At 68.4% G+C, this 26,952-nt stretch carries 17 protein-coding genes and 1 tRNA gene; 11 read left to right on the forward strand and 7 right to left on the reverse strand.

What is annotated here, in order from left to right; translation table 11 throughout:
- The first annotated feature begins 149 nt into the window (after positions 1-149).
- Both ACUYTF_RS07990 and ACUYTF_RS07995 read left to right on the forward strand, forming a co-directional pair.
- Positions 150-1,646: an ABC transporter permease subunit gene (locus tag ACUYTF_RS07990; RefSeq protein ID WP_449279574.1), complete on the forward strand. Its 1,497-nt coding sequence runs from the start codon at positions 150-152 to the stop codon at positions 1,644-1,646.
- A 1-nt stretch (position 1,647) separates the two neighbouring features.
- Positions 1,648-2,583, forward strand: coding sequence for an ABC transporter permease subunit (locus ACUYTF_RS07995; RefSeq protein ID WP_434144249.1), 936 nt, complete (start codon positions 1,648-1,650; stop codon positions 2,581-2,583).
- Positions 2,584-2,800: 217 nt separating this feature from the next.
- On the opposite strand, the gene ACUYTF_RS08000 is transcribed toward ACUYTF_RS07995, so the two are convergent.
- The 3 genes from ACUYTF_RS08000 to ACUYTF_RS08010 all read right to left on the reverse strand — a co-directional run bounded on the left by ACUYTF_RS08000 (position 2,801) and on the right by ACUYTF_RS08010 (position 5,981).
- Positions 2,801-3,865 carry a pirin family protein gene (locus tag ACUYTF_RS08000; RefSeq protein WP_434144247.1) on the reverse strand — a complete coding sequence of 355 codons (1,065 nt, stop codon included), beginning with the start codon at positions 3,863-3,865 and terminating at the stop codon, positions 2,801-2,803.
- A 94-nt stretch (positions 3,866-3,959) separates the two neighbouring features.
- Complete coding sequence (locus ACUYTF_RS08005; RefSeq protein WP_434144246.1) at positions 3,960-5,189, reverse strand: MFS transporter; 1,230 nt, start codon at positions 5,187-5,189, stop codon at positions 3,960-3,962.
- Between the two features lie 309 nt (positions 5,190-5,498).
- The gene (locus tag ACUYTF_RS08010) at positions 5,499-5,981 is read right to left on the reverse strand and encodes a DUF892 family protein (RefSeq protein WP_434144244.1); all 483 of its coding nucleotides are present in this window, start codon (positions 5,979-5,981) and stop codon (positions 5,499-5,501) included.
- A 173-nt stretch (positions 5,982-6,154) separates the two neighbouring features.
- Here ACUYTF_RS08010 and ACUYTF_RS08015 point away from each other — a divergent pair, with 173 nt between their 5' ends.
- Positions 6,155-6,640, forward strand: a complete 486-nt coding sequence (locus ACUYTF_RS08015; protein ID WP_434144243.1) for a YetF domain-containing protein — start codon at positions 6,155-6,157, stop codon at positions 6,638-6,640.
- Between the two features lie 181 nt (positions 6,641-6,821).
- Positions 6,822-7,895: an IS1249 family transposase gene (locus tag ACUYTF_RS08020; RefSeq protein WP_449279593.1), complete on the forward strand. Its 1,074-nt coding sequence runs from the start codon at positions 6,822-6,824 to the stop codon at positions 7,893-7,895.
- Positions 7,896-8,015: 120 nt separating this feature from the next.
- Here the strand turns inward: ACUYTF_RS08020 and ACUYTF_RS08025 are convergent.
- Both ACUYTF_RS08025 and ACUYTF_RS08030 read right to left on the reverse strand, forming a co-directional pair.
- A tRNA-Ser gene (locus ACUYTF_RS08025) sits at positions 8,016-8,106 on the reverse strand.
- Between the two features lie 104 nt (positions 8,107-8,210).
- Entirely contained in the window at positions 8,211-10,637 is a 2,427-nt protein-coding gene (locus tag ACUYTF_RS08030) for a helix-turn-helix transcriptional regulator (protein WP_449279575.1), read from the reverse strand.
- 456 nt (positions 10,638-11,093) lie between these two features.
- Between ACUYTF_RS08030 and ACUYTF_RS08035 the strand changes: the two genes are divergently transcribed.
- The 6 genes from ACUYTF_RS08035 to ACUYTF_RS08060 all read left to right on the forward strand — a co-directional run bounded on the left by ACUYTF_RS08035 (position 11,094) and on the right by ACUYTF_RS08060 (position 22,893).
- Positions 11,094-15,632: a choice-of-anchor G family protein gene (locus ACUYTF_RS08035; protein WP_449279576.1), complete on the forward strand. Its 4,539-nt coding sequence runs from the start codon at positions 11,094-11,096 to the stop codon at positions 15,630-15,632.
- Positions 15,633-15,830: 198 nt separating this feature from the next.
- On the forward strand, positions 15,831-16,736 hold the full coding sequence (locus ACUYTF_RS08040) for a DUF5819 family protein (protein ID WP_434144595.1): 906 nt from the start codon (positions 15,831-15,833) through the stop codon (positions 16,734-16,736).
- Positions 16,733-17,926: an HTTM domain-containing protein gene (locus tag ACUYTF_RS08045; protein WP_434144596.1), complete on the forward strand. Its 1,194-nt coding sequence runs from the start codon at positions 16,733-16,735 to the stop codon at positions 17,924-17,926. Before ACUYTF_RS08040 ends, ACUYTF_RS08045 begins: the two co-directional genes overlap by 4 nt.
- A 41-nt stretch (positions 17,927-17,967) precedes the next feature.
- The gene (locus ACUYTF_RS08050) at positions 17,968-19,998 is read left to right on the forward strand and encodes a helicase HerA-like domain-containing protein (protein ID WP_434144598.1); all 2,031 of its coding nucleotides are present in this window, start codon (positions 17,968-17,970) and stop codon (positions 19,996-19,998) included.
- 64 nt (positions 19,999-20,062) lie between these two features.
- Positions 20,063-21,397 (forward strand): DNA repair protein RadA, encoded by a 1,335-nt coding sequence (gene radA, locus ACUYTF_RS08055; RefSeq protein ID WP_434144600.1) that lies wholly within the window; start codon positions 20,063-20,065, stop codon positions 21,395-21,397.
- A gap of 11 nt (positions 21,398-21,408) precedes the next feature.
- Positions 21,409-22,893, forward strand: a complete 1,485-nt coding sequence (locus tag ACUYTF_RS08060; RefSeq protein ID WP_449279577.1) for a malate:quinone oxidoreductase — start codon at positions 21,409-21,411, stop codon at positions 22,891-22,893.
- Between the two features lie 208 nt (positions 22,894-23,101).
- On the opposite strand, the gene ACUYTF_RS08065 is transcribed toward ACUYTF_RS08060, so the two are convergent.
- The gene (locus ACUYTF_RS08065; RefSeq protein WP_434144602.1) at positions 23,102-23,866 is read right to left on the reverse strand and encodes an HAD-IIB family hydrolase; all 765 of its coding nucleotides are present in this window, start codon (positions 23,864-23,866) and stop codon (positions 23,102-23,104) included.
- 72 nt (positions 23,867-23,938) lie between these two features.
- Complete coding sequence (locus ACUYTF_RS08070) at positions 23,939-25,225, reverse strand: DUF6986 family protein (RefSeq protein ID WP_434144603.1); 1,287 nt, start codon at positions 25,223-25,225, stop codon at positions 23,939-23,941.
- Between the two features lie 121 nt (positions 25,226-25,346).
- Between ACUYTF_RS08070 and ACUYTF_RS08075 the strand changes: the two genes are divergently transcribed.
- Positions 25,347-26,852: an NAD(P)-binding protein gene (locus ACUYTF_RS08075; protein WP_434144605.1), complete on the forward strand. Its 1,506-nt coding sequence runs from the start codon at positions 25,347-25,349 to the stop codon at positions 26,850-26,852.
- The last annotated feature ends 100 nt before the right edge of the window (positions 26,853-26,952 follow it).

Genomic DNA, 26,952 nt, shown 5'->3' on the forward strand with positions numbered 1-26,952 from the left:
TTGCGGCGGCCTCCGAGAGATAATTGAGCGACGCGACGAGGAAGTGCAAGTCGATGATTGAAGCCCCCGCAGACGCTGGACGGCGTCGACCGAACCCGCGACCCCGAAGGGGGACGTCTTCCGTACGACATAGCCGTGCATCAGGAGCCATGGTCGCGCTGCTGACGAAGATCGTGCTGCTCGGAATCATCGACGCCGTTGCGGTGCTCGCGGTCTATCTGCTCATCGCCGGCGAGCAATGGGTATCACTGGCCGTGGTCGTCGTCGCTGTCGCCCTCGTCAACGTCATCTATCTGAAACCCGGGTTGCTTCCGGGCAAGTACCTCACCCCGGGACTCTTCTTCCTTGCGGTGTTCCAGATCTTCGTCATCGCTTATACCGGGCTCATCGCCTTCACGAACGCGGGCGATGCGCACAACAGCACCAAGGACGATGCGATCGCGCAGATCGTGAGCACCTCTCAGGCGCGTCTCCCCGACTCGCCCGCATATACCGTGCAGGTCTTCAAGCAGGGCGCTGAATTCGGGCTGCTCGTCGCGGAGCCGGATGGCGGACTCGCGTTCGGCACCTCCGACGACCCGCTCGAACCTGTGAAAGCCGCGCCGGATGGTTGGAGCGAACTGCAGCTCGGCGATGTCATCAAGCAGCAGGACGAGATTCTCGCACTGAGGGTGCCTGTTTCACCCGATGTCAACGACGGCACGTTGCGCACCTCCGATGGGCAGAACGCCTATGTCTTCACCTCGAACCTCGTCTACGACGAGACGACCGACACGTTCATCGACAACGAGACGGGCATCGTCTATGAAGACGATAGCCGCGGCATGTTCCGGTCTGCGGAGGGGGAATCGCTCACGCCCGGATGGCGCGTCGTCGTCGGAGCGGATAACTTCGCCTACGCCTTCAGCGACCCGCAGATCCGCGATCCGCTGCTGCGTGTCACGGTATGGACCTTCGTCTTCGCTGCCGGATCCACGTTCCTCGTCTTCGCCCTCGGCCTCCTGCTCGCGATCGTCCTCAACCATCCGACGCTACGCGGGCGAAAGCTCTACCGAGTTCTCGTGATCCTTCCGTATGCTTTCCCGGCCTACCTGACGGGACTCGTATGGGCCGGTATGCTCAACGAGCAGTTCGGCTTCATCAATGAAGTACTGCTCGGCGGTGCACATATCCCATGGTTGACCGATCCGATGCTCGCGCGCCTCAGCGTGCTGCTCGTCAACATGTGGCTCGGCTACGGGTACATGTTCCTCGTGTGCACGGGGGCGCTGCAGTCGCTGCCCGAAGACGTCGTCGAGGCTGCGAAGGTGGACGGCGCGAGTTCGTGGCGGATCTTCAGAGCGATCAAACTCCCGCTCCTGCTCGTCGCGGTCGCGCCGCTATTGATCTCGACATTCGCCTTCAACTTCAATAACTTCGGCGTGATCTACATGCTCACCAGGGGAAGCCCGAGATTCACGGACACGACCCTGGACATCGGAGCGACCGACATCATGATCACCATGGTGTACAAGGTGGCCTTCGGCGGCGGAGGAGGCAGGGACCTCGGCCTCGCATCCGCACTGTCGATACTCATCTTCATCATCGTCACGATAGTTGCGATCGTGAGCTTCCGGCGCACGAAGTCCCTCGAGGAGCTGACCTGATATGACCGAAATCCCAGACGCTGCGACGACTCGCGCAATCCTGCTCCGAGGAGACGCGGTCCCTCCTGCTCCGCGCCGGCGCCGCACGTTCGCCGGCCGGTTCGCAGATACCGGCTGGCGGCATCTCGTCGCCTGGGCCGCGATCGCGTTCGCGCTTCTTCCGCTGCTCTACATCGTTTCCGCCTCGCTCAATCCCGTGGGCACGCTGACCGGTTCGAACGAACTCTTCTCCTCGATCTCGTTCAGAAACTACAGCCGGCTCTTCAGCGACCCGAGCGTGCCGTACGGGACCTGGTACCTCAACTCGCTCCTCGTGGCGACGGTGACGAGTCTGCTCACCGTACTGCTGTGCGCTCTCGGAGCATATTCGTTCTCGCGCATGCGCTTCAGAGGTCGCCGTGTCGGTCTCGGTGCCTTGCTCGTCATCCAGATGTTCCCTCAGTTGCTCGCCATCACGGCTATCTTTCTGCTCATGATCCAGATCAGCGATGTCTTCCCCGCAGTCGGGCTCGGCACGCATGCCGGTCTCATCATGGTGTATCTCGGCGGAGCTCTCGGCGTCAATATCTTTCTCATGTACGGGTTCTTCAATACGGTTCCGCGCGCAATCGACGAGGCGGCACGCATCGATGGCGCCGGCCACGCGCGAATCTTCTTCACGATCATGCTGCCCCTGATCAGGCCGGTGCTTATCGTCGTCGGCCTGCTCGTCTTCATCAGCACTATCGGCGAATATGCGATAGCGAGCGTGATTCTGCCCGATCTCGAGTCGCAAACGGTCGCCATCGGTCTCTTCCAGCTCGTCTCCGGCTTCCAATCGCAGAACTGGGGCATCTTCTCCGCGGGCGCGATCCTCGCAGCGCTTCCGGTGATGGCATTCTTCCTCCTGTCTCAGAAATATCTCGCCGGAGGCCTCATCGCGGGCAGCGTGAAGTGACGGTCATCGTATGCGCACCGAAACGGAGGCGGTGTTCCGGCGGCCCAGTCGCCGCCGCTATCGAGCTCATGGGCGCTACAGATAGCCGGCGACGAACAGCGCGCAGATGAAGTCGGTTCGCCGTGCCTCGTCGTGCACGACGTTGACGCCGCGGGCCCCGCGAAGGCGATCGAGCGCGAGGGCATCGCGCTCGCCGAATGGGCCGGGCGCGTCTCCGCTACTGCGTCCGAGGCCTGAGCCGCGCCAGCGGCGTCGCCGGGGCGGGCAGCGGCGGTTCAGGCTCGTCGTCGGGCAGCCCGAAGCGCGAAACCCCGACGGGCGCCTGCGCTGCCGCGGCGGGTCGCTGCAGCGCATCCTCGGATACGTCGGCGACGCCCGTGGCGGCGATCTCGGCCTGCCACTGGGCGCGCGCACGCATGACCTCGTCGTGGTCGCGGCCGATGAAGTTCCACCACATCACGATCTGCTCGGGGAACGGCTCGCCGCCGAGCACGAGCAGGCGCGCGCCGGCGGCGCCCGCTTCGAGCCGCAACGACGCCGCCCCGGTCGAGAGATAGGCGAGGGAATCCTTGGCCACCTCGGTCGGCGCTCCGCGGCCGTCGAGCGTCGCCGTGATCTCGCCGGTATCGACGAGCACGCCGTGCTCGAACGCGGGGTCGAGGGCGAAATCGAGGGTCGCACCGGCTTCGAGCGAGACTTCGGCGCCGAGCAGCGGTGTGAAGGTCGCGACGGGCGAGGTGTGGCCGAGGGCGGTACCGAGGAAGACCTGGGCGACCCAGCCCGGCCCTTCGAGCACGGGCGGCGCGTAGTGCTCGAACGTCTTCTCGCCGTGCCGGGCGCTCTCGGGCAGAGCGATCCAGAGCTGCGCACCGTGCAGCACGGTGGTGCCTCGCGTCGAGCGCTCGGAGTGGCTGATGCCGTCGCCCGCGGTCATGAGGTTCAGTTCGCCCGGGCGCACGAAGGCGTGGTAGCCGGCGCTGTCGCGGTGCTCGATCTCGCCGGAGAAGAGCCAGCTCGCGGTCTGCAGACCCGTGTGCGGGTGCGCGGGCACGTTCATGCCGCCGGTCGCCGCGACGTCGTCGGGCCCGTAGTGGTCGAGGAAGCACCAGGCGCCGATGAGCGAGCGGGCGCGCTGCGGCAGCGTGCGGCGCACGTTCATGGCGCGCAGGCCGCCGAGCGGCACGTCGCGGGGGGCGATGATCTCGATCGCCGCGGGGGAGGCGGGGTCGCCCGGATGCGCCGTGCAGATGGTCTCGCTGGGCGCGGGGTCCGGGTTGCTCATGGTCGCCTCCTGCAGGGATCGCTGCGCGAACGGTGCGCGCTGTACCAGCTTCGCGCGCCGGCCGCGCCCGCACAAGTCGTGCCGGTCGCGTCGCTCAGGATGCGGAGGCGGCGCGACCGTCGCTCCGCCGTGGCCGGTACAGGTAGCCGGCGACGAGCAGCGCGCCGATGCAGAGCGCGGCACCGCTGACGACGACCGCCTGCGGGATGCCGACGGCCGCACCGAGGAGCGCGATCGTGACGCCGCTGAAGGTCATCATCCCCTGGGCGAACATGGAGTAGGCGCCGATGACCCGGCCGCGCAGGCCTCGCGGCGCCTCGAGCTGCACGATGCTCATCTCGGTCGACTCGGCGGTGATCTTCGAGAGGCCGCCGATGAAGAGCGCGACGACGGCGATGAGATACGACCCGCTCGCCGCGAAGGCGACCGTCACGGCCCCGAGCAGCACCGCGCTGACGACGGCCGTCGGCGCTGTCGCCGGCACTTTGCGCGTCGCTTCGAGCAGGAATCCGCCGACCACACCGCCCGCACCGTTCGCGAACAGCAACACTCCGTAGGCGAGTCCAGCCGAGCCCGCGCCGAGAATCTCGGCGAACTCGGGCATCGTGTTCTGCATGACCGCCGCGACTGTGAGCGCGTTGAGGGCGGTGAGCATGAACATGGCGAGAATCGTCCGGTGCCCCCGCAGTTCGGCCAGAACGCTGAATGCCGAGATGACGGTGACGCGCCGCTCCGCGACCTCGCGGGGCTTCTCGCGGCCGTGCCCGGTGAACCGGGTGCGTGCGAGGAATATGGTGAGCGGCAGGTAGAAGAGCACGTTCGCGAACATGCCGTACCCGGGTCCGATGCCGAGCAGCAGCAGGGAGCCGATGGCGGGGCCCGCCACGAACGCGAGACTGCGGAACGTCGCGTTCAGGCGCACCGCGCTCGGCAGCTGGGCGGGGCCGACGAAGTCGTAGAGCATCATCTGCTCGGCGGGCATCCACAGGCAGCCGGCGATGCCGTGCAGCACGAGCAGCACGCAGGCGTGCCAGAGCTCGAGGGTGCCGGTGAGGAAGAGCACGCCCCAGCACACCGAGACGAACATGAAGAGGCCCTGCGAGATCTGGATCAGCCGGCGGCAGTCGAAGCGTTCGGCGAGGGCGCCCGCGTAGACCGAGAAGAGCAGGAACGGCAGCCAGTGGCTGACGATCTGGAAGCCCACGAGCCACGGCTCGTGGAACACCTGCCAGAGTACCCAGTAGGCGAGCACGTGCTCGATGTTGTCGGCCATCATCGACAGCGATCCGCCCGAGATGTACAGGGCCGAGCTGCGATTGCGCATTGCAGAGAATCGGCGCGGATCTTCCCTCGGCGGTTCGAATGCGGTCACCGCATCACCATATCCCGATCGGCGGGTGCGTCAGGCCTCTGGTGCGCGCCGGACGGGATCGCAGGTGCACGCGGCGCAGCCGACACGAGAGAGGAAGCGAGAGGTGAGAGCGAATGTTCGCCTTTGAACACTCGCTGCGACCACTCTCTCCCGGAACACTGGTGAGCGCAAGTCGAAGAGGCGACGGAGACCGAACCGTGACCTGCGCGCGGGGCCCCTCCACCTGGGCGCGGCGGTGAGGCCCCGCGGGGCGATCGAGCGCTACGCGAGGAGCTCCTGCAGGGCTGCCTTCAGCTCTTCGCTCGTGTGGGTCTCCTGATCGAGGTTCTCCTGCAACAGGGTCGCGGCATCTGCGAGGTCGAGCTTCTCGGCGTGCAGTATGAGCCCGGAGTACGTGGCGATCTCGAAGTGCTCGTTGCCGAGCGCGCTCATCAGCGCGACCTGGTTGTGGAGCGTCGCATCCGACTTGTCGAGCAGGGCTTCGGCCTGATTCTTGATTCCGGTCGATGCCGGCGATGGCGCCCGAGTCGCGTCGGTGCCCAGCAGCGCGAACACCTGCTCGAGCTTCGAGATCTGTTCGCGGGTCTCGTCGGCATGGTGCGAGAAGAGTTTCTTGATCTTGCTGTCTCGGGCTGCGTCGTGCAGCTGGCCGAGCGCTTCGAGCGATCCGTCCTCCATCTTCAGCGCGCTGCGCACCTGATAGTGGAAGAGCTCTTCCGGAGTCGTGAGCTTCTGCTGTGCCATGTCATTCCTTTCGATTGCGCGTTGCGGAACGCTCCATCAGTGTGCTGAGGGTCGCACCCTGTTTCCAGGGGGTTGATTTGTCGTCGCAGTTCTGGGCAGGCTGAAAGTCGACGTGCGCCCGGCGGTCGGCCGCGGCGAGACCCGGAGACGCGGCCGAACGGAAGGGGCAGGGGATGGATTGGGAGACGGTGTTCCTGCCGAGCACCTCGGTGCTCGAGCTCGTGCTGCGCGGCACGGTGCTGTATCTCGCCGTTTTCGTGTTGATGCGGGTCGCGGGCCGGCGCGAGTCGGGGGAGCTGAACATGGCGGACCTCATTCTGGTGCTCGTGATTTCGGAGGCCGCGAGCATCGGCATCGGCGGCGAGGCGCACTCGATCGCCGACAGCATCGTCGTGGTCGTCACGATTCTGCTGTGGAGCATCGCGCTCGATGTCGCATCGTACCGATGGCACTGGGCTTCGCGGCTGGTGAAGCCCGCCGTGCGCCCACTGATCGTCGAAGGAGTGCTCGACCTGCGCACCGCGCGCCGCGAGCTCCTCACCCGCTCCGAGATCGATTCGGCGCTGCGCCAGCAGGGCATCGACGACATCGCCCGGGTCTACCGCGCCTTCGTGGAGCCCAATGGCACCATCAGCGTGATCGAACGCCCCGGCGGCTGAGCGCTACGGCGCGGATCGCCTCCGGCCGGCCGAGACCAGTCCTGTTGCCAGGTGGTTGCGGGTTACCGGCCAGAAATAGTGGATGGAAACTCGTTCTAGCCGCATAACCACGCCGTAAACCCGCACCCGTCTTACCCCGGCACCCTTAACTGTGCCCAACCCCCTCAACACGACCACCTGCGTGCTATGCGGAACCAAACTCGTCAAGAACGGGAAACACCCCTCGGGCACACAACGTTGGAGATGCCGCAACTGCGGCGCCTCGAGTACCCGTAAACGCCTTGACCTCACCCAGCGTGAGCAGCTCCGCGAGTTCGTTACCTGGCTCACCGGGAAACACTCCCAAACGGAGATCGACGGCACCCGCACCGGCCGCTCGTTCCGTCGCCGAACCGCCTGGTGCTGGGACCTCCAACCAGCCCTACCGCCCTGCGACACGGTCTTCCACGCCGTCATGGTCGACGGGATTTGGATCGGGACCTGGTGCCTCCTCATCGCGTTCTCCGACACCGGCCACGTCCTCGCCTGGCAATGGTCCGGCGGGGAAACCAGCGCCGCTTGGACCGCCCTCCTCGAACAGATCCCCGCACCCGGAATCCTCGTCTCGGACGGCGGCAGCGGACTCCCCTCCGCACTCCGACAAGTCTGGCCCCACACGAAACATCAACGCTGCATCTTCCACCTACAACTCAACATCACCCGGCACCTCACGAGAAACCCCCGCACCACAGCTGGCCGAGCACTGCGTCGACTCGTCACCCAGCTCAGCGACGTACAAGACGAGGACGACGCGATCGTATGGCAGCAACGCCTCGATGAATGGTGGCGCACCTTCGGATACCTCACTCGGGAGCGCACCCTGCTGCGCAACGGGGAATTCGGGTACACCCACGATCGACTCCGCAAAGCCTGGCTCCTCGTTCAGAACGTCGTCAGGAAGGATCTCCTCTTCACCTACGTCGTCTACGGGAACCCGAGAACGACTTCACCCCTCGAGGGCGGAGTGAACGCGCTACTGCGGGACGTGCTGAAACGGCATCGCGGCATGAACGAGGAACACCGCAGACGCGCCGCCGAATGGTTCCTCACCCTGCAAGAGCTCCCTCTCGGAGAAGCCCTCACTACCGCGGCACCCGTCCCGAAGAAACCATCCCCGAGAGCGCCGGAAACTCCGCACAAGCCAGCACTCTACGACACTGGCCTCCAAGCAGCCGACGGGCTCTGGAAGCGGGCCGGATGGGCAGGTCGGGGATGAACACACCCGACGCCATCCACTCTTTTTGGCCGGTAACCCGTGGTTGCCGCGGAGCGTTCGGCAGGAACGAGGAAACCCCCGCGATCCCTGTCGTTTCAAGGGATCAAGCGGGGGTTTCGGTGGCGGTGACGGTGGGATTTGAACCCACGGTAGGGGGTTACCCTACACAACATTTCGAGTGTTGCACCTTCGGCCGCTCGGACACGTCACCGCGAAAAAGAATACGACATGACGAGGGGGTTACGCGAATCGAGGGGAAATCGCCGGGCGTGTTGCTGCCGGATCAGTGCCGCATCGGTGCCGCTTCGGCGGACGTCAGCGCCCCGAGGGCCCGCTGGTCTCATCGGCGAAGCGATCCTTCAGCTGGTCGCGCGTGGCAAGACCGAGCTTTGCGCGCGCCTGCGCGATGTGCGACTCGACGGTGCGCACGCTGCAGCGCATCTCCTCGGCGATCGCCCGATTGCTGAGGCCGGTCGCGGCGAGCTTGGCGGCCGCCGTCTCGCGCGGGGTGAGGCGCTCGCGCTGACCGGTGCTCGGGGTGCAGGCGTCGAACCATGGCACCGCGGCCGAGATCTTCGCTTCGAGCGCCGTGATGCGCTCGTCGGTGCTCGCCACGCTGCCGCTGGCGCGTCGGCGCAGGTAGATGCGCCTCGCTTCGCGGTAGGCGTGCAGGCCAGGGGCCCAGAAGCCGTGGCTCACGAGCTCCTCGCCGGCGCGGATGAGCGCGGCGGGGTTCTGGTCGCGCACCGCGTCGAGGTGCCGGCGGATGGCCGGGCGGTCGGGCGCCTCCTCGAACTCGGCGGCGTCGATGCGGATGCCGCTGTACCGGGCGTACTCATCGAGGGGAGCGCCGAGCCGGTCTGCGGCGGTCTCGTCGAGCAGGCCGACGCAGTACTGGAAGAGCGGGCTCAGCTGCCCGGTGACGGGGGCCGGCGCGACCTCCTGCGCCGGGATGCGGCCCGACTGCTCGATCACGGTATGCAGTCGCCAGGGCAGGAAGCGGGGCACGCGGCCGGCGAACTGATCCCACTCCTGCAACGCACGTGCGCCGGCACCGCACATGACCGCCGTATGCGATGCGTGCAGGTGCGTGAGCCAGATGCGGTGGCGCGACTGGCCGGGCAGCATCGCGGTGAGTTCGGTCGTTCCGCCGTCGGGCGCCGCGAACATCGCCGAGAAGAGCCGGGTCATGCTGCGTGCGACGGTCGCGGTCTCGAGCGCGTCGCGCGAACTATCGTTCGCGCCCACGGCGAGCTGAGCGATGCGCTGCTCGACGCGGCTCCCGGCGAACTTCCGGTAGCGCAGCCCGAAGAACGACGCCTCGAAGGTGATCAGCTGCTCGGCGAGCAGGGAGACCTCGGGGAGCCGATGGCCGCGGGCGATGCGCAGCAGGGCCGGAATGTCGGCACCGAGCGGCTCGGTGTCGTTCCAGCGGTGCGCGACGAGCTGCGCATCGAGCCACGCCTCGTCGTCGGGCCCGATGTCGGGGTCGCACTCGTGCGGGATGCCGGACTCCGCGGTGAGCCGTGCGCGGAGCAGCAGCAGCGCGAAGCGGTGGCTCGCATCGAGCGACGGCAGGTCTGAGTTGGTCCGCGGCGGCTCGGCGGTCAGGATCGCCTTGAGACCGGTGTGGGCATCGCGCAGCACCGTGGTGAGGCGGGCGCGCTCGAGGGCGGAGAGCCCGGGCCCGTTCTGCCCGAGACGCAGCAGGATGTCGCGCGCCTGGGCGCCCTCGCCGAACGAGACGAGGTCGCCGATGACACGGTGGAAGAACTGCGGGTGCTGCGACTGGGGCACGGTGCCGGCGGCGTCGGTCGCCGCTGCGGAGCGCTGGTGCAGCACCCGACTGCAGAAGATGGCCTCCTGGTCGGGCAGCGGGATGCCGTAGTACTCCTGGGCGAGCAGATGGTCGGCGACTGCGAGGCGGGTGCGTGCGAGCTGCTCGGAGTCGGCGAGCCGCTCGAGGGCTGCGGCGTACAGGCTCGGCACCCCGACGAGCGAGCCCGGGCCGGGTACGGAGAGCAGGATGCCCGCCTTCTCGAGCCGAGCGGCGGCTTCGTCGCCGATGAGGTCGGCGACGCCGCTGCGGCTGCGCGCGCCGGTCTCGGCGAGCACGATAGCGGCGGCGATGCCCGCGGCATCGAGGTGCCGCGTCGCGAGGTCGGCCGCCTCTTTCAGCGATGCGAGGCGCATGTGCTCGATGTGCAGCCGGCCGATGCGGGGTCGCGGCACGAGCTCCAGGGATCCCGCAGCCTGCAGCTTCATGAGGTCGAGCGCCCACCCGGGGCGTCCCCACGAGAGCCTGCCGATCGCTTCGGCCGTGACCGCATCGATGGAGGCGCCCGAGTGCACGTGCACGAGCCGGGCGATCTCGTCTTCGGAATAGGGGTCGAGCCGCACCGTGCGGGCATCGTCGAGGCTGCGTTGCAGCGCGGGGGCGTCGAGCCCGATGCCCCCGATGCCGGAGAGGGGAGCATCAGCGCCCGAAGCCTCGGTGAGGCTGCCGACGAGTGCGGCGCCCGCGGCCAGTCTGCGCTCGGCCGCGCGCAGCAGCTCCGGTGGTGCGGCGACGTAGTCGTCGAGGAGCAGCAGCGCGCGCGGCGGTGCATCATCCAATGCCTCCGATGCCCGGCGATCCAGCGCATCGATATAGCAGTGTGCGATGTCGCGCTTCGACAGGGCTACTGAGAGCGCCCGCAGGGCGTACGTCTTACCGCTTCCCGTCGGTCCGCTGAGCACCACCGATCGTTGCGTATCGACCGTGCCGAGAACCGTGTGAACAAGCCGTTTCGCATTCGACGTGCTTCCCCCCTGCATGAGCATCCCCCCGAGCTCGTCCAGACAACTGGAATCAGAGCTTTGAGCCCCGACGTGATCCCAGAATAGGCATTCTTGACCGTTTACGCAGGCTTCGGACTCGTGTCTCCGGTGCTCGGGGCGTGTCCCGCAGAGCATCTCTCTGCGTAGTCGATCACTGGATTATCAGTAGCAATTCGATTGTGAATGAGTATCTCGAGGCCTTCATGTGCGAGGTACGCATTTCCGTGGACGCAGTCTCTCTTTGCTGAGAGTCTTCTGTACGGGTATCTCTGTGGCAGCTGTGCACCTTCACGGGCGAACAGATGGGGCAGGGGTACGCGGATAGACCTACTCGCGGGATGACAATTGGGGAGTCTCTTGGAAACGAACACGCACAACGTGAGGAAGCGCAGACGCAGTCTGCGTCCACTCGCGCTCGGAACAGCGGCGGTCACAGCGCTCGCCGCCGGCGTACTCACGGCGCCGCTCATGGCCTCGGCCGACAACCAGGCCGACCAACTGCCTGACGGCACGGTCTCGGCCGCGCACGGTCACGGGCTCTACACCAATCTGCTGGGGCTCGATCTTCTCGGCACTGCCACAGCATTGTCGTACGCGCCCGATCAGGTCGGACCCGAACAGAGCGAGATCGACGCCACCCTTCTGGGCGCTCTCGATCTGAACCTCGGCAATGTCACCCTGCCGCTGCTGAAGAACCCTGACGACCCGAACTCGCAGGGACTGCTCTCCCTCGGCGAGCTCGGGCTGATCTCGAGCTATGCGTCGTCTCCTGACGACCTCAACTCCGTGGCCGCATCAGGCCTCATCACCGATGATGGCGCGCTCGACCTCGAGGCGAACCCCGACGGTGAACTCGAATCTGCCCACGTCGATCTGTCGGCATTGCTGGCCCAGCTGATCGGCCAGGAGGCGGTGGACAACCTGATCGACCAGGCGCGCATCGAGGTCGGTGCGCTCGGCGCTCGTGCGGAGAAGGCCGACGGCGAGATCTCGAGCGAGTACATGGTCGCCGACCTCAACGTCGATGTCAGCAGCCCGCTCGTGGGCGGGCTGACCGGCACGGTCGACGGCGTGCTCGGCGAGCTGTTCAGCGGTGTCGAAGGCCTGGTCGGTACGGGCGGCGCAGTTGAGTCGCTGGTCAGCGGTGTGCTGTCAGGCATCGATGCGTTGGATGTTCCGTTCGTGCTCAACACGAGCGCGACGCTGAATGAACTCTCCGTCAATACAGAATCGCTGACTGATGAAATTCGTGCGGCGCTGCTGCAGGCTCCGCTCGAGAACGCCGAAGGCAGTATTTCGGTGAACCTCGCCGACGGCACGATCAACGTCAAGCTCGGCCAGGTCCTGGTGGACAGCACGGGCGCCGCTGATCTCAACTCCCTGCCGGCGAACACCGAGGTGCTCAGCGATACCGTGATCAACGCCATTCTCGACGGCGTGTCTGACGCGCTGATCGGCCCCGGCGAGAATTCGCTCGTCACCAAGGTCGTGAACCTCGTGACCACCGGGATCTATGATGTCGAACTCAACGTCGATCTCAGCCTGGCCATCAATGTGATTGGCGTTATCAACCTGGCCGACGCACCGGTCACGGTGAAGGGCACCCTGGGGGAGTTCATCGAAGGCAACGCAACAGTCGACGTCAGCAAGATCAAGGTAGCCGGTATCCCGGTGGGTTCTGTGGTACAGCCCGTCACTGACCTGCTCACTGATTTGGTTGGCGATATCGGCGGCCTGGTGAAGCCCCTCGTCGAGAACGTTGTCGCACAGGTCCAGCCGCTGCTCATGAGCGCGCTGCAGCCGCTCGTCACCGATCTCATGGATAACGCTCTCGAACCGATCCTGAGCAAGTTGGTGCAGCTCCGCATCAACGAGCAGCCCACCGCTACTCCGTTCGAGGAAGCCGGCGGAGATCTGGGCGATGGCAGCTTCACCGTGCGGGCGCTGAGCCTGAACGTGCTGCCGCAGGCGGGTACCGGAAGCGCGATCCCTGTGCAGATCGGTTCGGCGACTGTCATGGCCGAGGACCCGGTCGCAGAGCTCACCGCGACGCCGAACCCGGTGAAGCAGGGAGAGACCGTGACCGTGAGCGGCTCGGGCTTCACTCCGGGCGAGACAGTCACTGTCACTCTTCCCAACGGCGACGTTTGGGACGATGTGGTTGCAAATGAGGATGGAGAGTTCAGTTTCGGTTGGACTGTCCCTGCGGACTACGCGCCCGGAAACGCAGTCTTCAAGGCTGACGGTGCGACTAGCGGGCGTTCTGCTTCGGCGACGACTGTAGTCGAGGCCGCGGATATCGGCGCTGATGCGAACACGAATGCGTCGGCTTCGGCTGCTGCTTCGGCGAACGCGGACGATGACAGCAATGCTTCGGCTCAGGTCGCGGCGCAGGCTGCGGCTCTCGCGGATGCGACGTCGACGGCTTCGGCTGCGGCGGATGTGACGGCGAATGCTGCGGCTGAGGCTGCTGCTGATCCGGATGCGTCGACGGCTGCTTCGGCTGAGGTCGAGGCGGATGTGACGGCGGCTGCGACTGCGGCTGCTCAGGTCGCGGCGAACTCGACCGCTGATTCGGATTCGGAGGCTGCGGCTTCGGTCGCCGCTGACGCGAACGCTGCTGCTGCGGCTTCGGTCGCCGCGAACGCGACCTCGTCGGATGACGCATCGGCTACCGCCGCTGCAGACGCGAGCGCAAGCGCTGACCCTGACACTGCTGCTGACCCGGACGCTGCTGCTGATCCGGATGCTGCTGCGGACCCGGACGCGTCGGCCTCGGCTGATGCGAACGTGAACGCGTCGGCTTCGGCTGCTGCTTCGGCGAACGCGGACGATGACAGCAATGCTTCGGCCCAGGTCGCGGCTCAGGCTGCGGCTCTCGCGGATGCGACGTCGACGGCTTCGGCTGCGGCAGATCCGAACGCGGAGGCTGCGGCTCAGGCTGCGGCGACTGCCGAGGCCTCGCAGAACGCTTCGGCGACCTCGATGTCGAACGTGACGGCGGCGGCCACTGCGGCTGCTCAGGTCGCGGCGAACTCGACCGCTGATTCGGATTCGGAGGCTGCGGCTTCGGTCGCCGCTGACGCGAACGCTGCTGCTGCGGCTTCGGTCGCCGCGAACGCGACCTCGTCGGATGACGCATCGGCCACCGCCGCTGCCGACGCGAGCGCAAGCGCTGACCCGGACGCCGCTGCGGATCCGGATGCTGCTGCGGATCCGGATGCTGCTGCTGACCCGGATGCTGCTGCTGACCCGGACGCTGCTGCTGACCCGGATGCGTCGGCTTCGGCTGAGTCGAACACGAACGCGTCGGCTTCGGCTGCTGCGTCGGCGAACGCGGACGATGACAGCAATGCTTCGGCTCAGGTCGCGGCGCAGGCTGCGGCTCTCGCAGACGCGACGTCGACGGCTTCGGCTGCGGCGGATGTGACGGCGAATGCTGCGGCTGAGGCTGCTGCTGATCCGGATGCGTCGACGGCTGCTTCGGCAGAGGTCGAGGCGGATGTGACGGCGGCTGCGACTGCGGCTGCTCAGGTCGCGGCGAACTCGACCGCTGATTCGGATTCGGAGGCTGCGGCTTCGGTCGCCGCTGACGCGAACGCTGCTGCTGCGGCTTCGGTCGCCGCGAACGCGACCTCGTCGGATGACGCATCGGCTACCGCCGCTGCAGACGCGAGCGCAAGCGCTGACCCTGACACTGCTGCTGACCCGGACGCTGCTGCTGATCCGGATGCTGCTGCGGACCCGGACGCGTCGGCCTCGGCTGATGCGAACGTGAACGCGTCGGCTTCGGCTGCTGCTTCGGCGAACGCGGACGATGACAGCAATGCTTCGGCTCAGGTCGCGGCGCAGGCTGCGGCTCTCGCGGATGCGACGTCGACGGCTTCGGCTGCGGCAGATCCGAACGCGGAGGCTGCGGCTCAGGCTGCGGCGACTGCCGAGGCCTCGCAGAACGCTTCGGCGACCTCGATGTCGAACGTGACGGCGGCGGCCACTGCGGCTGCTCAGGTCGCGGCGAACTCGACCGCTGATTCGGATTCGGAGGCTGCGGCTTCGGTCGCCGCTGACGCGAACGCTGCTGCTGCGGCTTCGGTCGCCGCGAACGCGACCTCGTCGGATGACGCATCGGCCACCGCCGCTGCAGACGCCGATGTTGATGCGGACGCTGATATGAACGCAGACGCGAACGTCAACGCCTCGGCTTCGGCCTCGGCATCGGCGAACGCGGATGACGACAGCAACGCTTCGGCTCAGGTCGCGGCGCAGGCTGCGGCTCTCGCAGACGCGACGTCGACGGCTTCGGCCGCGGCGGATGTGACGGCGGATGCCGCGGCTGAGGCTGCGGCGACTCCGGATGCATCGTCGGCTGCTTCGGCTACGGCCGAGACCGCTGCTGCGGCTTCGGCTCAGGTCGCGGCGAACTCGACCGCTGATTCGGATTCGACGGCTTCGGCTTCGGCCGCCGCGGATGCGGACGCTGCTGCTGCGGCTTCGGTCGCCGCGAACGCCACCTCGTCGGACGATGCATCGGCTACCGCCGCTGCGGATGTCGACGCTGCTGCTGCGGCCGACCCCGACGCGGCTGCTGCCGCAGACCCGGGTGTGAGCGCCAACACGCAGGGTGCGAGCGCGAACGCACAGGGTGCCGACGCCAGCGCCTCGGGCGCGAGCGCGAACACCCAGGGCGCGAAGGCGAACGCCTCGGGCGCCTCGGCGAGCGCGACCTCGACCGCAACCGCGACGAGCTCGGCATCGAGCAACTCGCAGGGCTCGGCCACTGCAGCGGGTGCGAAGCACCTGTCGCAGACCGGCGGTGCCCCGCTGACCGGCTTCGCCGCCGCAGGCCTCCTGCTACTGCTCGCCGGCGCGGTCACCCTGGTGGTCGTGAAGCGTCGTCGCGAGAACGCCGACGCCTGAACTGAATAGGCAAGGGGCCGCCTGACGGCGGCCCCGAACCGTGTGGCCGGAATCACTGCACCAGCGATTCCGGCCACACGCGGTTCTGCACCCGCCCTGCATCCCGTACTGTGAGTATTCTGCGAACAGCTGCGGCACGCAGATCGGCAACAGGCAGAACTGTTCACGAACTTCATTCGAGTACTTCGGGGGAACAACTTGAGTAAGACACGCTCTTCACGGGCGAGTGCACCGGCCGACGAGGCTATCGAGGCGACGCAGAACGTCGACGAGCAGCCCGTAGCGAAGCCGACCGCGCCGAAGACGCCCGCCCCGAGAACCTGGGTGCGCCTCGTCGCCCTCGCGGCGGTGCTGCTCACCGGCTGGCACATCCTGGCATCGTTCCTCTGGATCGCACCGTACTCCGAGAACGCCCGCGAGGTCGTGCCCGGGCAGCAGCAGACCCTCAGCGCCTACATGATCCCGTTCTTCGGTCAATCGTGGAGCGTGTTCGCCCCCGAGCCGATCAACGGCGACTACCACTTCAACGTGCGCGCCACCCTCGCCGACGGCACCGAGACCGGCTGGGTGAGCGCCACCGACGTCGAACTCTCGATGATCCGCTACAACCTCTTCCCGCCGCGCGCCGGCATCCAGTCGAGCGAAGTGGCTTCGAACTACAAGTCGGCCTACGACAAAGTCGAGGCGTCGCAGCGCAATATCGTCTCCGGCGACTTCGCAGTCGACCAGTGGGAGGTCGGCATGCGCGCCGCCCTCGAAGCGCAGATCACCAACGCGAACGAGAAGGCCGCGAAGACCGAGGGCGCCGAAACCCAGCCCATGAACACCGCCGAGATCGATCAGCTGCTCGCCGAGGAGCACCGCACCACCGCCTACGCCACTCAAGTGGCCACGGCCATCTGGGGCGAAGACGTCGAGAAGGTGCAGTTCCGGGTCAGCCGCCAGAACATCATCCCCTTCGCCGACCGGCACAACGCGCAGGCGCAGCGCCCCGACCCCACGGTCGTGCTGCCCGGCTGGCGCGGCCCGCTCGTCGAAGAGCACCAGAGCAGCGAGAACTTCACCCACGTGTTCCGCGACCAGTTCGAGAGGACGACCCGATGAACCGGCCGAGCACGAAGCAGACTGCGCAGCGACCGCAGACGAAGACGCGCGACAGCGCGCCGCTCGAGACCGCAGACCCCCAGGCGCCCGAGCCCCTCGAGACCTCTGGCGAGCGCCCCGAGGCCGGCCGGGCGTCGGGCGCGACCACCGCGCCCCGCACGCCGGTCGCCGGGTTCTTCGCCTTCATCGGCAGCGTCATCGCCGCCGCCTGGCTGTCGTTCGCGAACAGCATCGGCGATGCGGTCGATTTTCTCGAACGCTGGCTCTTCGGCGGCAAGAAGGCGCTCTACGGCATCGCCGTGACGCGCATCGTCTTCGGCCTCACCGCCCTCGGACTGCTCCTCTCGAACTTCTCGACCCGCCTCTACACCTTCGGGTCGGGGTCGGCATGGAACGGCGAGATGGCCCGCCCCCTCAGCGACTTCCCGAAGATCTGGCTGTTCAGCGCCTTCCACAATGCCGCCGCCAACGACTTCGCCTTCACGGTGCTCTACATCGCACTCATGGGCCTCGCCGTGCTCTTCACGATCGGCTGGCGCTTCCGCATCGTGCTGCCCGTGTTCTTCGTCATGTGGGTCGGCTTCATCGAGATGAACGACATGGTCGGCGACCAGGGCGACAACATGTTCCGCATCGCCATGATCCTGATGTTCTTCACCGACGCCGCCGCCCGCTGGTCGCTCGACGCGCGCCGCCGCGCCGCGAAGGGCGACTGGTTCGCCGCCGGCTCGTCGCCGAACCACATCGGCACCGTGCTGCACAACCTCGCCCTCGTCGCGCTCACCGCGCAGGTCGCGTTCGTGTACGGCTCGGGTGCGCTCTACAAGGCGCAGGGCGCACCGTGGGCATCGGGGTACGCGGTGTACGACCCGCTGCACACGGCACGCTTCGGCACCTGGCCCATCCTCAGCGACCTCATCACCGCATGGGGTCCGATGGTCGCCATCGGCACGTGGGGGTCGATCCTCCTGCAGGGCGCCTTCCTGCTCGCGCTGCTGTCGCGGCCGACGCGCCTCATCGCGCTCTTCGGCATCCTCGGCTTCCACATCATGATCGGCGTGCTCATGGGCCTGCCCTGGTTCTCGCTCACGATGATCGCGATCGACTCGATCTTCATCAGGGATCGCAGCTGGAAGCGCTTCGGCGACGGCGTCTCGCGCAGATGGCGGGCCTCGATGGGGCGCTCCTGAGCCTCTCGCTCGACCCTCACGGCTGACGGTATGCTCGCATCATGACGGATGCGCAGGAGCAGAACTCGGACCAGCCGACCGCGAACGCGGTCGCCGGAGACCTCGACGGCGACGGGAAGGTATCGGCGACCGAAGCGGCCGATGCGGCGCGCCAGGCGCAGGAGGAGCTGCAGGCGGCCATCGCGAAGGCGGAAGCGGCGGCGAAGGCCGCGGCTGACGCGGTCGCCGCCGAGGCGCAGGAAGCGGTGCCGTCGGAGGCGCCTGCCGAGGCCGAGGCCGAGCCTGCTGCCGAAGCCGCACCGCCCGAAGCCGCACCGCCCGAAGCCGCAGCCGCCGAGCCGGCCGCGGAGCCCGAGTCGGCTGCTGCACCCGTAGAGCCGGCGGCACCGGCGGCCTCGACGGTCGTATCGGAAGCGAAGCCCGGCCCGCTGAGCGAAGAGCAGGTGCAGGCGATCGTCGCCGGCTACCCGCAGGCGGCGGGCGGCGGGCCGACGCTCTTGAACCTCGGCGCGCTCATGAACGGCGACCCGCGGGCCGACGTGCAGATCAGCATTCCGCTCGGCATGCTCAACAGGCACGGTCTCGTCGCCGGCGCGACCGGCACCGGCAAGACGCGCACCCTGCAGGGCCTCGCCGAGCAGATCGCGGCGCAGGGCGTGCCCGTGTTCGCCGCCGATATCAAGGGCGACCTCTCGGGCGTCGCAGCGCCCGGCGTCTCGAGCGACAAGCTGCTCGCCCGCACGCAGGGCATCGGGCAGGATTGGCAGCCCCGCGCCGCCCAGACCGAGTTCTTCACTCTCGGCGGCATAGGCATCGGCGTGCCGATCCGCACCACCATCGAACGCTTCGGATCGGTGATGCTCTCGAAGGTGCTCGGCCTCAATCAGACCCAGGAGTCGAGCCTCGGACTCGTCTTCCACTACGCCGAGGAGCAGGGCCTGCCCCTCGTCGGCATCGACGACCTGCAGGCCCTGCTCGCCTACCTCACGAGCGACGAGGGCAAGGCCGAGATCTCGCAGATCGGCGGTCTGTCGAAGCAGACCGTCGGCGTGATCCAGCGCAACGTGATCGGATTCGCCGCCGAGGGCGCAGACGCATTCTTCGGGGAGCCCGCGTTCGAACCGGCGGATCTCTTGCGCGTCGCCCCCGACGGCAGCGGCATCATCAACCTGCTCGAGGTGCCGGGCGTGCAGGACAAGCCGGCGCTGTTCTCGACCTTCCTCATGTACCTGCTCTCCGAGCTCTTCGCCACGCTGCCCGAGGTCGGCGACCAGGACAAGCCGAAGCTGGTCTTCTTCTTCGACGAGGCTCACCTGCTCTTCGCCGACGCGTCGAAGGCGTTTCTGCAGGAGATCACGCAGACCGTGCGCCTCATCCGCTCGAAGGGCGTCGGCGTCTTCTTCGTGACGCAGACCCCGAAGGACGTACCGGGAGATGTGCTGGCGCAGCTCGGTTCGCGCGTGCAGCATGCGCTGCGCGCCCACACCCCCGATGATGCGAAGGTGCTGAAGGCCACCGTCTCGACCTACCCGAAGTCGGGCTACGACCTGGCCGAAGTGCTGCAGAGCATGGGCACGGGCGAGGCGGTCGTCACGGTGATGGGGGAGAAGGGCGCGCCCACCCCGGTCGCCTGGACGCGTCTGCGGGCGCCGCAGGGGCTCATGGACCCGATTCCCGACGCGAACATGCAGGCCGCCGTGACGGTGTCGCCGCTGCAGGCGAAGTACGGCGAGGCCGTCGAATCGCGCTCCGCGACCGAGATGCTCGAAGAACAGCGCGCCGCGGCGGCCGAGGCGCAGGCGCAGGCCGCAGAGGAGGCGGCCGCCGCGAAGGAGGCCGCGGCCGCCGAGGCGAAGGCGCAGAAGGAGGCTGAAAAGGCGGCCGCAGCGGAGGCGAAGCGTCTCGAACGCGAAGCCGCCGAGGCGGAGCGCCGTCGGGTGCGCGAAGCGGAGCGCAAGGAGCGCGAGCGTGCCGCCGCCGTGAAGAAGACGACCGACCGAGTCGGTTCGGTCGTCACCTCGGGCGCACGCACTATCGTGAACCAGGTGCTGCGCAATCTCTTCAAGAAGTAGCGCTCCGGCGGGCGTTTCGGGCGGCAGCGGCGGCGACGTCGGCGGCGCCCGATAGGCTCGCGGCATGGCGAAAGCGACGAGCACCTACACCTGCACTGAATGCGGCTGGCAGACCTCCAAGTGGGTCGGCCGCTGCGGCGAGTGCCAGCAGTGGGGCACCGTCGAAGAGCGCGCCGTGCAGAACCGTGCGCGGTCGACGCGCGCCGTCGCGCCCGGTGCCGGGCATGAGGCCCGGCCCATCACCGAGCTCCACGGCGAGACGGTGAGCCACCGCCCGACGGGCATCGGAGAACTCGACCGCGTGCTCGGCGGCGGCGTGGTGCCCGGCGCCGCGATCCTCTTCTCGGGCGAACCCGGCGTCGGCAAATCGACGCTGCTGCTCGACGCGGCGGCCCGGGCCGCAGCGCGCGGTGCACGGGTGCTCTACGCGAGCGGCGAGGAGTCGACCGGGCAGATCCGCATGCGCGCCGAACGCACCGGCGCGCTCTACGATGCGCTCTACCTCGCGAGCGAGACCGACCTCGCGACCGTGCTCGGGCATATCGAGGAGGTCGATCCGGCGCTCGTGATCATCGACTCGGTGCAGACGCTCGCGAGCGGCGACATCGACGGCTCTCCCGGCGGGCCCGCGCAGGTGCGCGAGGTCGCGGGCGCCCTCATCCGTGCGGCGAAGGGCCGCGGCACCCCGGTGATCCTCGTCGGCCACGTCACGAAGGACGGCTCGGTCGCGGGGCCCCGCCTGCTCGAGCACCTCGTCGACGTCGTCTGCCACTTCGAGGGCGACCGGCAGACCCCGCTGCGCTTCCTGCGCACCCTCAAGAACCGTTTCGGCCCGACCGACGAGGTCGGCTGCTTCGAGATGACCGGCGACGGCATCTCCGAGGTGCCTGACCCGAGCGGCCTGTTCCTCAGCCGCTCGCAGATCCCTGTCAGCGGCACCTGCGCCGCGATCTCGCTCGAGGGCCGCCGTGCGCTGCCGGTCGAGGTGCAGGCGCTCGTCGCCAAGAGCGCGACGCCGAACCCGCGCCGCGTGACGAGCGGCGTCGACCCGGCCCGCGTCGCGATGATCCTCGCCGTCATCGAACGGCGGGCGAAGATCCAACTGCACGACCAGGACGTCTACGTCTCGACCGTCGGCGGCGTGAAGCTCACCGAACCCGCCGTCGACCTCGCGATCGCCCTCGCCGTGCTCTCGGCCGCCCGCGATACCCCGCTGCCGCACGATCTCGCGGCGTTCGGCGAGATCAGCCTCGCCGGCGAGATCAGGCCCGTCGTCGGGGCCGCGCAGCGCACGAACGAGGCGCGCAGGCTCGGCTACCGGCGCATCATCGATTCGACGGCGCACACCCTCGACGATGCCCGAACGGCCGCGGGGCTCGGCGGTTCCGGGGGAGGGTAGACTGGAGCACCGTGAGTAATAACACTGTTGACGTCGCCCTCATCGGCGGCGGGATCATGAGCGCGACCCTCGGTACTCTCATCAAGCAGGTGCGCCCCGAATGGTCGATCGAAATCTACGAGTCTGCGGCAGAGGTCGCGACGGAGAGTTCGAACGCCTGGAACAACGCGGGTACCGGCCACGCCGCGCTCTGCGAACTGAACTACATGCCCGAAGCGGCCGACGGCAGCCTGTCGCCCGCGAAGGCCATCCAGATCAACGAGCAGTTCCAGCTCTCGCGCCAGTGGTGGTCATCGCTCGTGAATGCCGGCGTGCTCGGCGAGCCGCAGAGCTTCATCAACGCGACCCCGCACATGACCTTCGTGCGCGGCGAAGCGAACGTCGACTACCTGCGCCGCCGCCACCAGGTGCTGCAGAGCGAGCCGCTCTTCGCCGACATGAAGTTCAGCGACGACCCGGCGCAGATCGCCGAATGGGCGCCGCTGCTCGTCGACCGCCGCGCCAAGGACGAGGTCTTCGCCGCGACCCGTTCGCTCACCGGCACCGACGTCGATTTCGGCTCGGTCACCCGTCAGCTCATCTCGCACCTCGTGAACGAGGGCGCGCGCCTGCACCTGCGCACTCCCGTGCAGAAGCTCTCGCGCCGCGCCGACGGCACCTGGGATGTGCACCTGCCCGCCCGCTCGGGCATGGGGCACCAGCGCGTGAACGCGAAGTTCGTCTTCGTCGGCACCGGCGGCGGTGCTCTGCCGCTGCTGCAGTCGTCGGGCATTCCCGAGATCCGTGGCTTCGGCGGCTTCCCGATCAGCGGCAAATTCTTGAAGTGCAGCAACCCCGAGATCGTGAAGCAGCACCGCGCCAAGGTGTACGGCAAAGCCGCGGTCGGCGCCCCGCCCATGTCGGTGCCGCACCTCGACACCCGTATCGTGAACGGCGAGGAGAGCCTGCTCTTCGGCCCGTACGCCGGCTTCAGCCCCAACTTCCTCAAGAACGGCAGCTGGTGGGACCTGCCGGGGTCGGTGCGCGCGCACAACCTCGGCCCCATGATCAAGGTCGGCGTGACGCAGTTCTCGCTCGAGAAGTACCTCGTCAGCGAGGTGCTCGCGAGCCGCGAGAAGCAGATGCAGTCGCTGCGCGAGTACATGCCGACCGCGCGCACCGAGGACTGGGAGATGATCACCGCCGGTCAGCGCGTGCAGATCATGAAGAAGGACCCGCAGAAGGGCGGCGTGCTGCAGTTCGGCACCGAGGTCATCACCGGCGGCGAAGGCAGCATCGCCGGCCTGCTCGGCGCGTCGCCCGGCGCGTCGACCGCCGTGCACGCGATGCTCGGCGTGCTCGAGAAGTGCTTCCCCGAACAGTTCGAGAACGAGTGGAAGGCCGTGCTCAAGTCGCACGTGCCGTCGCTCGGCGAAGACATCAATGCCGACCCCGCGATCGCCGCGAAGTCGCTCGCCGACACCGCCGAGGTGCTGGGCCTGAACACCCGCGTCTGAGCTCGAACCGGCGCTCGTGCCGGGTCAGCGACAATGGGTCGCGAATTGCAATCTCTGAGCGATGAAATTGCAATTCGCGACCCATTGTCGTCGGTGCTCCGGTGCTCCGGTGCTCCGCTGATAGACGTGGCGGCAGAGGAGCGCGGGGCGATCCCTGTCGAGAACGTAGCGCGAGCGGCGGCTCGGTGAGCGACTACTCGGTGAGCGACTACTCGGCGAGCAGCTGCTCCAGGAAGGCCGCCGTGTCTTCCCAGCCCGTGACCGCATGGCAGGCGACGCCCATCGCCCACACCGGATAGTCGTTGCCGTCGGGGTCGAGACGGTCGCCCACGAACAGCATCTCGTCGAGCGCGATGCCGGTGTACTCGGCGAGCTTGCGCATGCCGTACGCCTTGTCGATGCCGCGGCGGGTGATGTCGACCGAGGTCGAGCCGCCGCTGCGCACCTCGAGCTGCGGTACCCGGGCCGCGACCGCCGCGCGCAGCGCGTTCTTCTTCTCGCCCGTCGGGTCCCACTGCCGCTTCGCTTCGACCGGCGCCTGCTGGCCGAGCGCCGAGAAGGTGACCTGCGAGCCGCGATCCTCGAGGATCTCGCCCCACGGCTCCGCCTCCCACAGCTCCAGCCGCTCCGCCTCCTCGCGCAGCGCCGCGAGGGCCGCATCGCGGTCGCCGGGCTCGAGGTTCTCGCGGTAGACGGTGCGCCAGACACCGCCATCGCGCTGCTCGTAGCGGGTGCCGCAGGTCGGTAGCAGATGCAGACGCGACAGCGCCGCTTCGCCCACCCCCGCGAAGTCGTCGAGGCGCGCGACGAGCTGCATCTCGAACTGCTCGAAATTGCCGCCCGAGATCACCGCGACCGTCGTGCGGTCGAGCAGGCGCGCGAACACCGCGAGCATGCGCGGGTCGACGGGCGATTTCGAGGGTGCGAGCGTATCGTCGAGATCGAAGGCGATGAGGCGAGGGATCGTCGGCATGCCCCGATTGTGCCACAGCCGAGCAGGCACCGGGTCGACGCAAGGCCGCAGCGCCCGCAGCGCCCGCAGCGGCTATCCGGCCGCGCGCACTGGGTACGCGAGCGCGACGAGCTCCTCCTCGGTGATGCCCACGAGCTCGACCAGTTCATCGTGCCCGACCGCGCCCGCCTGCACCCCGCGGGCGAGGAAGCCCGCGAGCGCCCGCGCCGTTGCGGGCTCATCGAGGAACCCCGCCGCGCTGTGCTCGATGTAGCCCCTCAGCCGCGCGGTGACCTCGGCGAGCCCGTCGCGGAAGAACGCGTAGCTCGCGGCGAAGCGGCTCGGCAGATGGGCGGGGTGCAGATCCCACCCCTGGTAGTAGCCGCGCTCGAGCGATCGCCGCACGAGCCGGCTGTGCAGCCGCCACGTCGCGATGGTGCCGTCGACGTCGTTGCCGCCCGCGGGCACCACGTTCGTCGATCCGTCCGAGAGCCGTACGCCCGTGCCCGCCGCTGCCGCCTGCATCACGTGCTTCGCGAAATCGGCGGCCGGATGCTCCATCGACTGCTGCGCCGCCGCGATACCGAGCGACGCGGAATAGTCGTACGTCCCGTAGTGCAGGCCCGTGATGCGCCCTCCGCCGCGGTGCAGCAGCTCGGCGACCGGATGGGTGCCGCCGGCCCCGATGATGACCTGCGGCGTCTCCACCTGCACCTCGAACTTCAGCGCCCCCTGCGGCAGGCCGAGCCTCGTCTCGAGCCGCTCGAACAGCTCTGCGGCCACCTCCACCTGCTGCACCGTCGTCACCTTCGGCAGCGTGACGACGAACCCCGCGGGCACCGAGCCGCCGGACCGCTCGACGAGCGCCGTCACGAACAGATCGAGCGTGCGCAGACCGCGCCGACGCGTCTCGGGCTCGAGGCACTTGAAGCGGATGCCCGTGAACGGCGGTGCGATCCCTGTCGAGATATCGTCGGCGAGCTGCGTCGCCGCCGCCGTCGCCGCCGCATCCTCAGCCGCGTCGCCGTGGTCGCCGTAGCCGTCCTCGAAATCGATGCGCAGGTCTTCGAACGGCTCGGTCGCGAGCTTCAGACGAACGCGCTCGGCGACCCGGCCGCTGTCGGAGTCGGGCAGTTCGAGCTCCGCGACCAGACGCCCGAACCCGCCCGCCGCCTCGACCAGCCGCGTCGCCTCGGCGCCCCAGGTCGCGGCCAGCCGGGCGGCGAACCGGTGCGCGGGCACGTAGACCGTGTGCACCGGCTGCCGCAGCCCGGTATCGCCCGGGTAGGCCGTGCGCAGCAGGTCGTCCGTGCCGGCCAGCGCGGCATCGGCGAACGCGAGGTCGGCGTCGTCGAACGAGGAACGGTGCAGATCGGTCATAGGACACTCCATCGTGAGCCGGGCGGTTCGGGCGGGGCGGCCTCCGCCCACTTCGACGATACTCCGCGAGGGGCGCGGTGTCAGCGGGGGATCGGGTGCATGGCCCGGTAGCCTGAGAGGTATGACGCATACGAACGGCGCGGCCGTCGTCGGCGCCGGCCCCAACGGGCTCGCCGCGGCGGTGACCCTCGCCCGGGCCGGCGTGCCCGTGACCGTGTTCGAAGCGGCCGAGACCATCGGCGGCGGCACCCGCACCGCCGAAGTCGTGAGCCCCGGCGTGCTGCACGACGTCTGCTCGGCCGTGCACCCGATGGCGCTCGCCACCGGCTTCTTCCGCGAGTTCGAGCTCGAACGCCGCGTGCGCTTCGCCGTGCCCGAAGCGTCGTACGCGAACCCCCTCGACGGCGCTTCCGGCGGGAGCGGCCGAGGCCGAGGCCGCGGCCGACGCGGGGACAGGGATCGCGCCGCGATCGCCTACCGCAGCCTCGACCGCACGGCGGCCGAACTCGGCCGCGACGGAGCCGCCTACCACCGCTTCTACCGGCCGCTGCTCGAACGCCTCGACGGCGTCGTCGACTTCGCTCTCGGCGGCAGCATGCTGCGCTGGCCGTCGAACCTGCCGGCCGCGCTGGCCACCGCGCTGCGCACCTTCGAACAGGGCACCCCGCTCTGGAACGCCCGGTTCCGCGAAGCCGCCGCGCCCGCCCTCATCTCGGGCGTCGCCGCCCACAGCATCGGCCGCATGCCGAACCTCGCCACCTCGGGCGTCGGCGTCGTGCTCGGCGCGCTCGGCCACGCCCGCGGCTGGCCCGTGCCGCTCGGCGGATCCCGCGCCATCAGCGACGCGCTCGCCGCAGATCTGATCGCGCACGGCGGTCGCATCGAGACTTCGCACGCGATCGACGACCTCGGTGAGCTCGACGGCTACCGGGTGCGGCTGCTCGACACCTCGGCGAAGGGACTGCTCGGCATCGCGGGGGAACGGCTGCCCGCGCCCTACCGCCGCTCGCTCGAACGCTTCCGCTTCGGCGACGCCGCCACGAAGGTCGACTTCGTGCTCGACGGCCCCATTCCGTGGTCGGACCCGCGAGTCGGCGAGGCGCCGACCGTGCACCTCGGCGGCTCCCGGCACGAGGCCGCAGCCGCCGAGCTCGAGGTCGCCCGCGGCCGGCACCCCGAACGGCCCTACGTGCTGCTCGCGCAGACCGCCGGGCTCGACCCCGAGCGCAACGCCCCCGGCGTCAATGCCGTGTGGAGCTACACCCACGTGCCGAGCGGCTCGAACGTTGATGTCTCCGATCGCGTGATCTCCCAGATCGAGCGCTTCGCCCCCGGATTCCGCGACCGCATCACCGCGATGCAGGTCACGACCGCCGCCGAGCTCGCGAGCTACAACCGCAACTACGGAGGCGGCGACTTCAGCGCCGGCGCCGTCTCGCTCCGGCAGCTGCTCGCCCGGCCCATCGTCTCGACGGAGCCGTGGCGCACGCCGGTTGCCGGTCTCTACCTGTGCTCGTCGGCGACGCCGCCAGGCCCCGGCGTGCACGGACTCTCGGGCTGGTACGCGGCGCGCGCCGCGCTACGGCGCGAGTACGGGCTGCCCGCCCCCGAGCTCGGGCTGGGGTAGAGGCTGGAGAGGGTCGAGGGATCGAGGGATCGAGGGCGTCGAAGGGCGAAATATCCGCCCGAACTCGCGATCCCTGATCGAATTCTCGCCCCCTCGGCGA

The organism is Leucobacter sp. GX0328 (assembly GCF_053567315.1).

What these genes read in the sequence shown, in the direction of transcription:
- ACUYTF_RS08000 (WP_434144247.1), bottom strand. Translation starts at nt 3,865, where the DNA reads ATGAGCAACCCGGACCCCGCGCCCAGCGAGACCATCTGCACGGCGCAT.
- ACUYTF_RS08050 (WP_434144598.1), top strand. Translation starts at nt 17,968, where the DNA reads ATGACGGATGCGCAGGAGCAGAACTCGGACCAGCCGACCGCGAACGCG.
- ACUYTF_RS08070 (WP_434144603.1), bottom strand. Translation starts at nt 25,225, where the DNA reads ATGACCGATCTGCACCGTTCCTCGTTCGACGACGCCGACCTCGCGTTC.
- ACUYTF_RS08005 (WP_434144246.1), bottom strand. Translation starts at nt 5,189, where the DNA reads ATGCGCAATCGCAGCTCGGCCCTGTACATCTCGGGCGGATCGCTGTCG.
- ACUYTF_RS08010 (WP_434144244.1), bottom strand. Translation starts at nt 5,981, where the DNA reads ATGGCACAGCAGAAGCTCACGACTCCGGAAGAGCTCTTCCACTATCAG.
- ACUYTF_RS07990 (WP_449279574.1), top strand. Translation starts at nt 150, where the DNA reads ATGGTCGCGCTGCTGACGAAGATCGTGCTGCTCGGAATCATCGACGCC.
- radA (WP_434144600.1), top strand. Translation starts at nt 20,063, where the DNA reads ATGGCGAAAGCGACGAGCACCTACACCTGCACTGAATGCGGCTGGCAG.
- ACUYTF_RS07995 (WP_434144249.1), top strand. Translation starts at nt 1,648, where the DNA reads ATGACCGAAATCCCAGACGCTGCGACGACTCGCGCAATCCTGCTCCGA.
- ACUYTF_RS08065 (WP_434144602.1), bottom strand. Translation starts at nt 23,866, where the DNA reads ATGCCGACGATCCCTCGCCTCATCGCCTTCGATCTCGACGATACGCTC.
- ACUYTF_RS08015 (WP_434144243.1), top strand. Translation starts at nt 6,155, where the DNA reads ATGGATTGGGAGACGGTGTTCCTGCCGAGCACCTCGGTGCTCGAGCTC.
- ACUYTF_RS08075 (WP_434144605.1), top strand. Translation starts at nt 25,347, where the DNA reads ATGACGCATACGAACGGCGCGGCCGTCGTCGGCGCCGGCCCCAACGGG.
- ACUYTF_RS08045 (WP_434144596.1), top strand. Translation starts at nt 16,733, where the DNA reads ATGAACCGGCCGAGCACGAAGCAGACTGCGCAGCGACCGCAGACGAAG.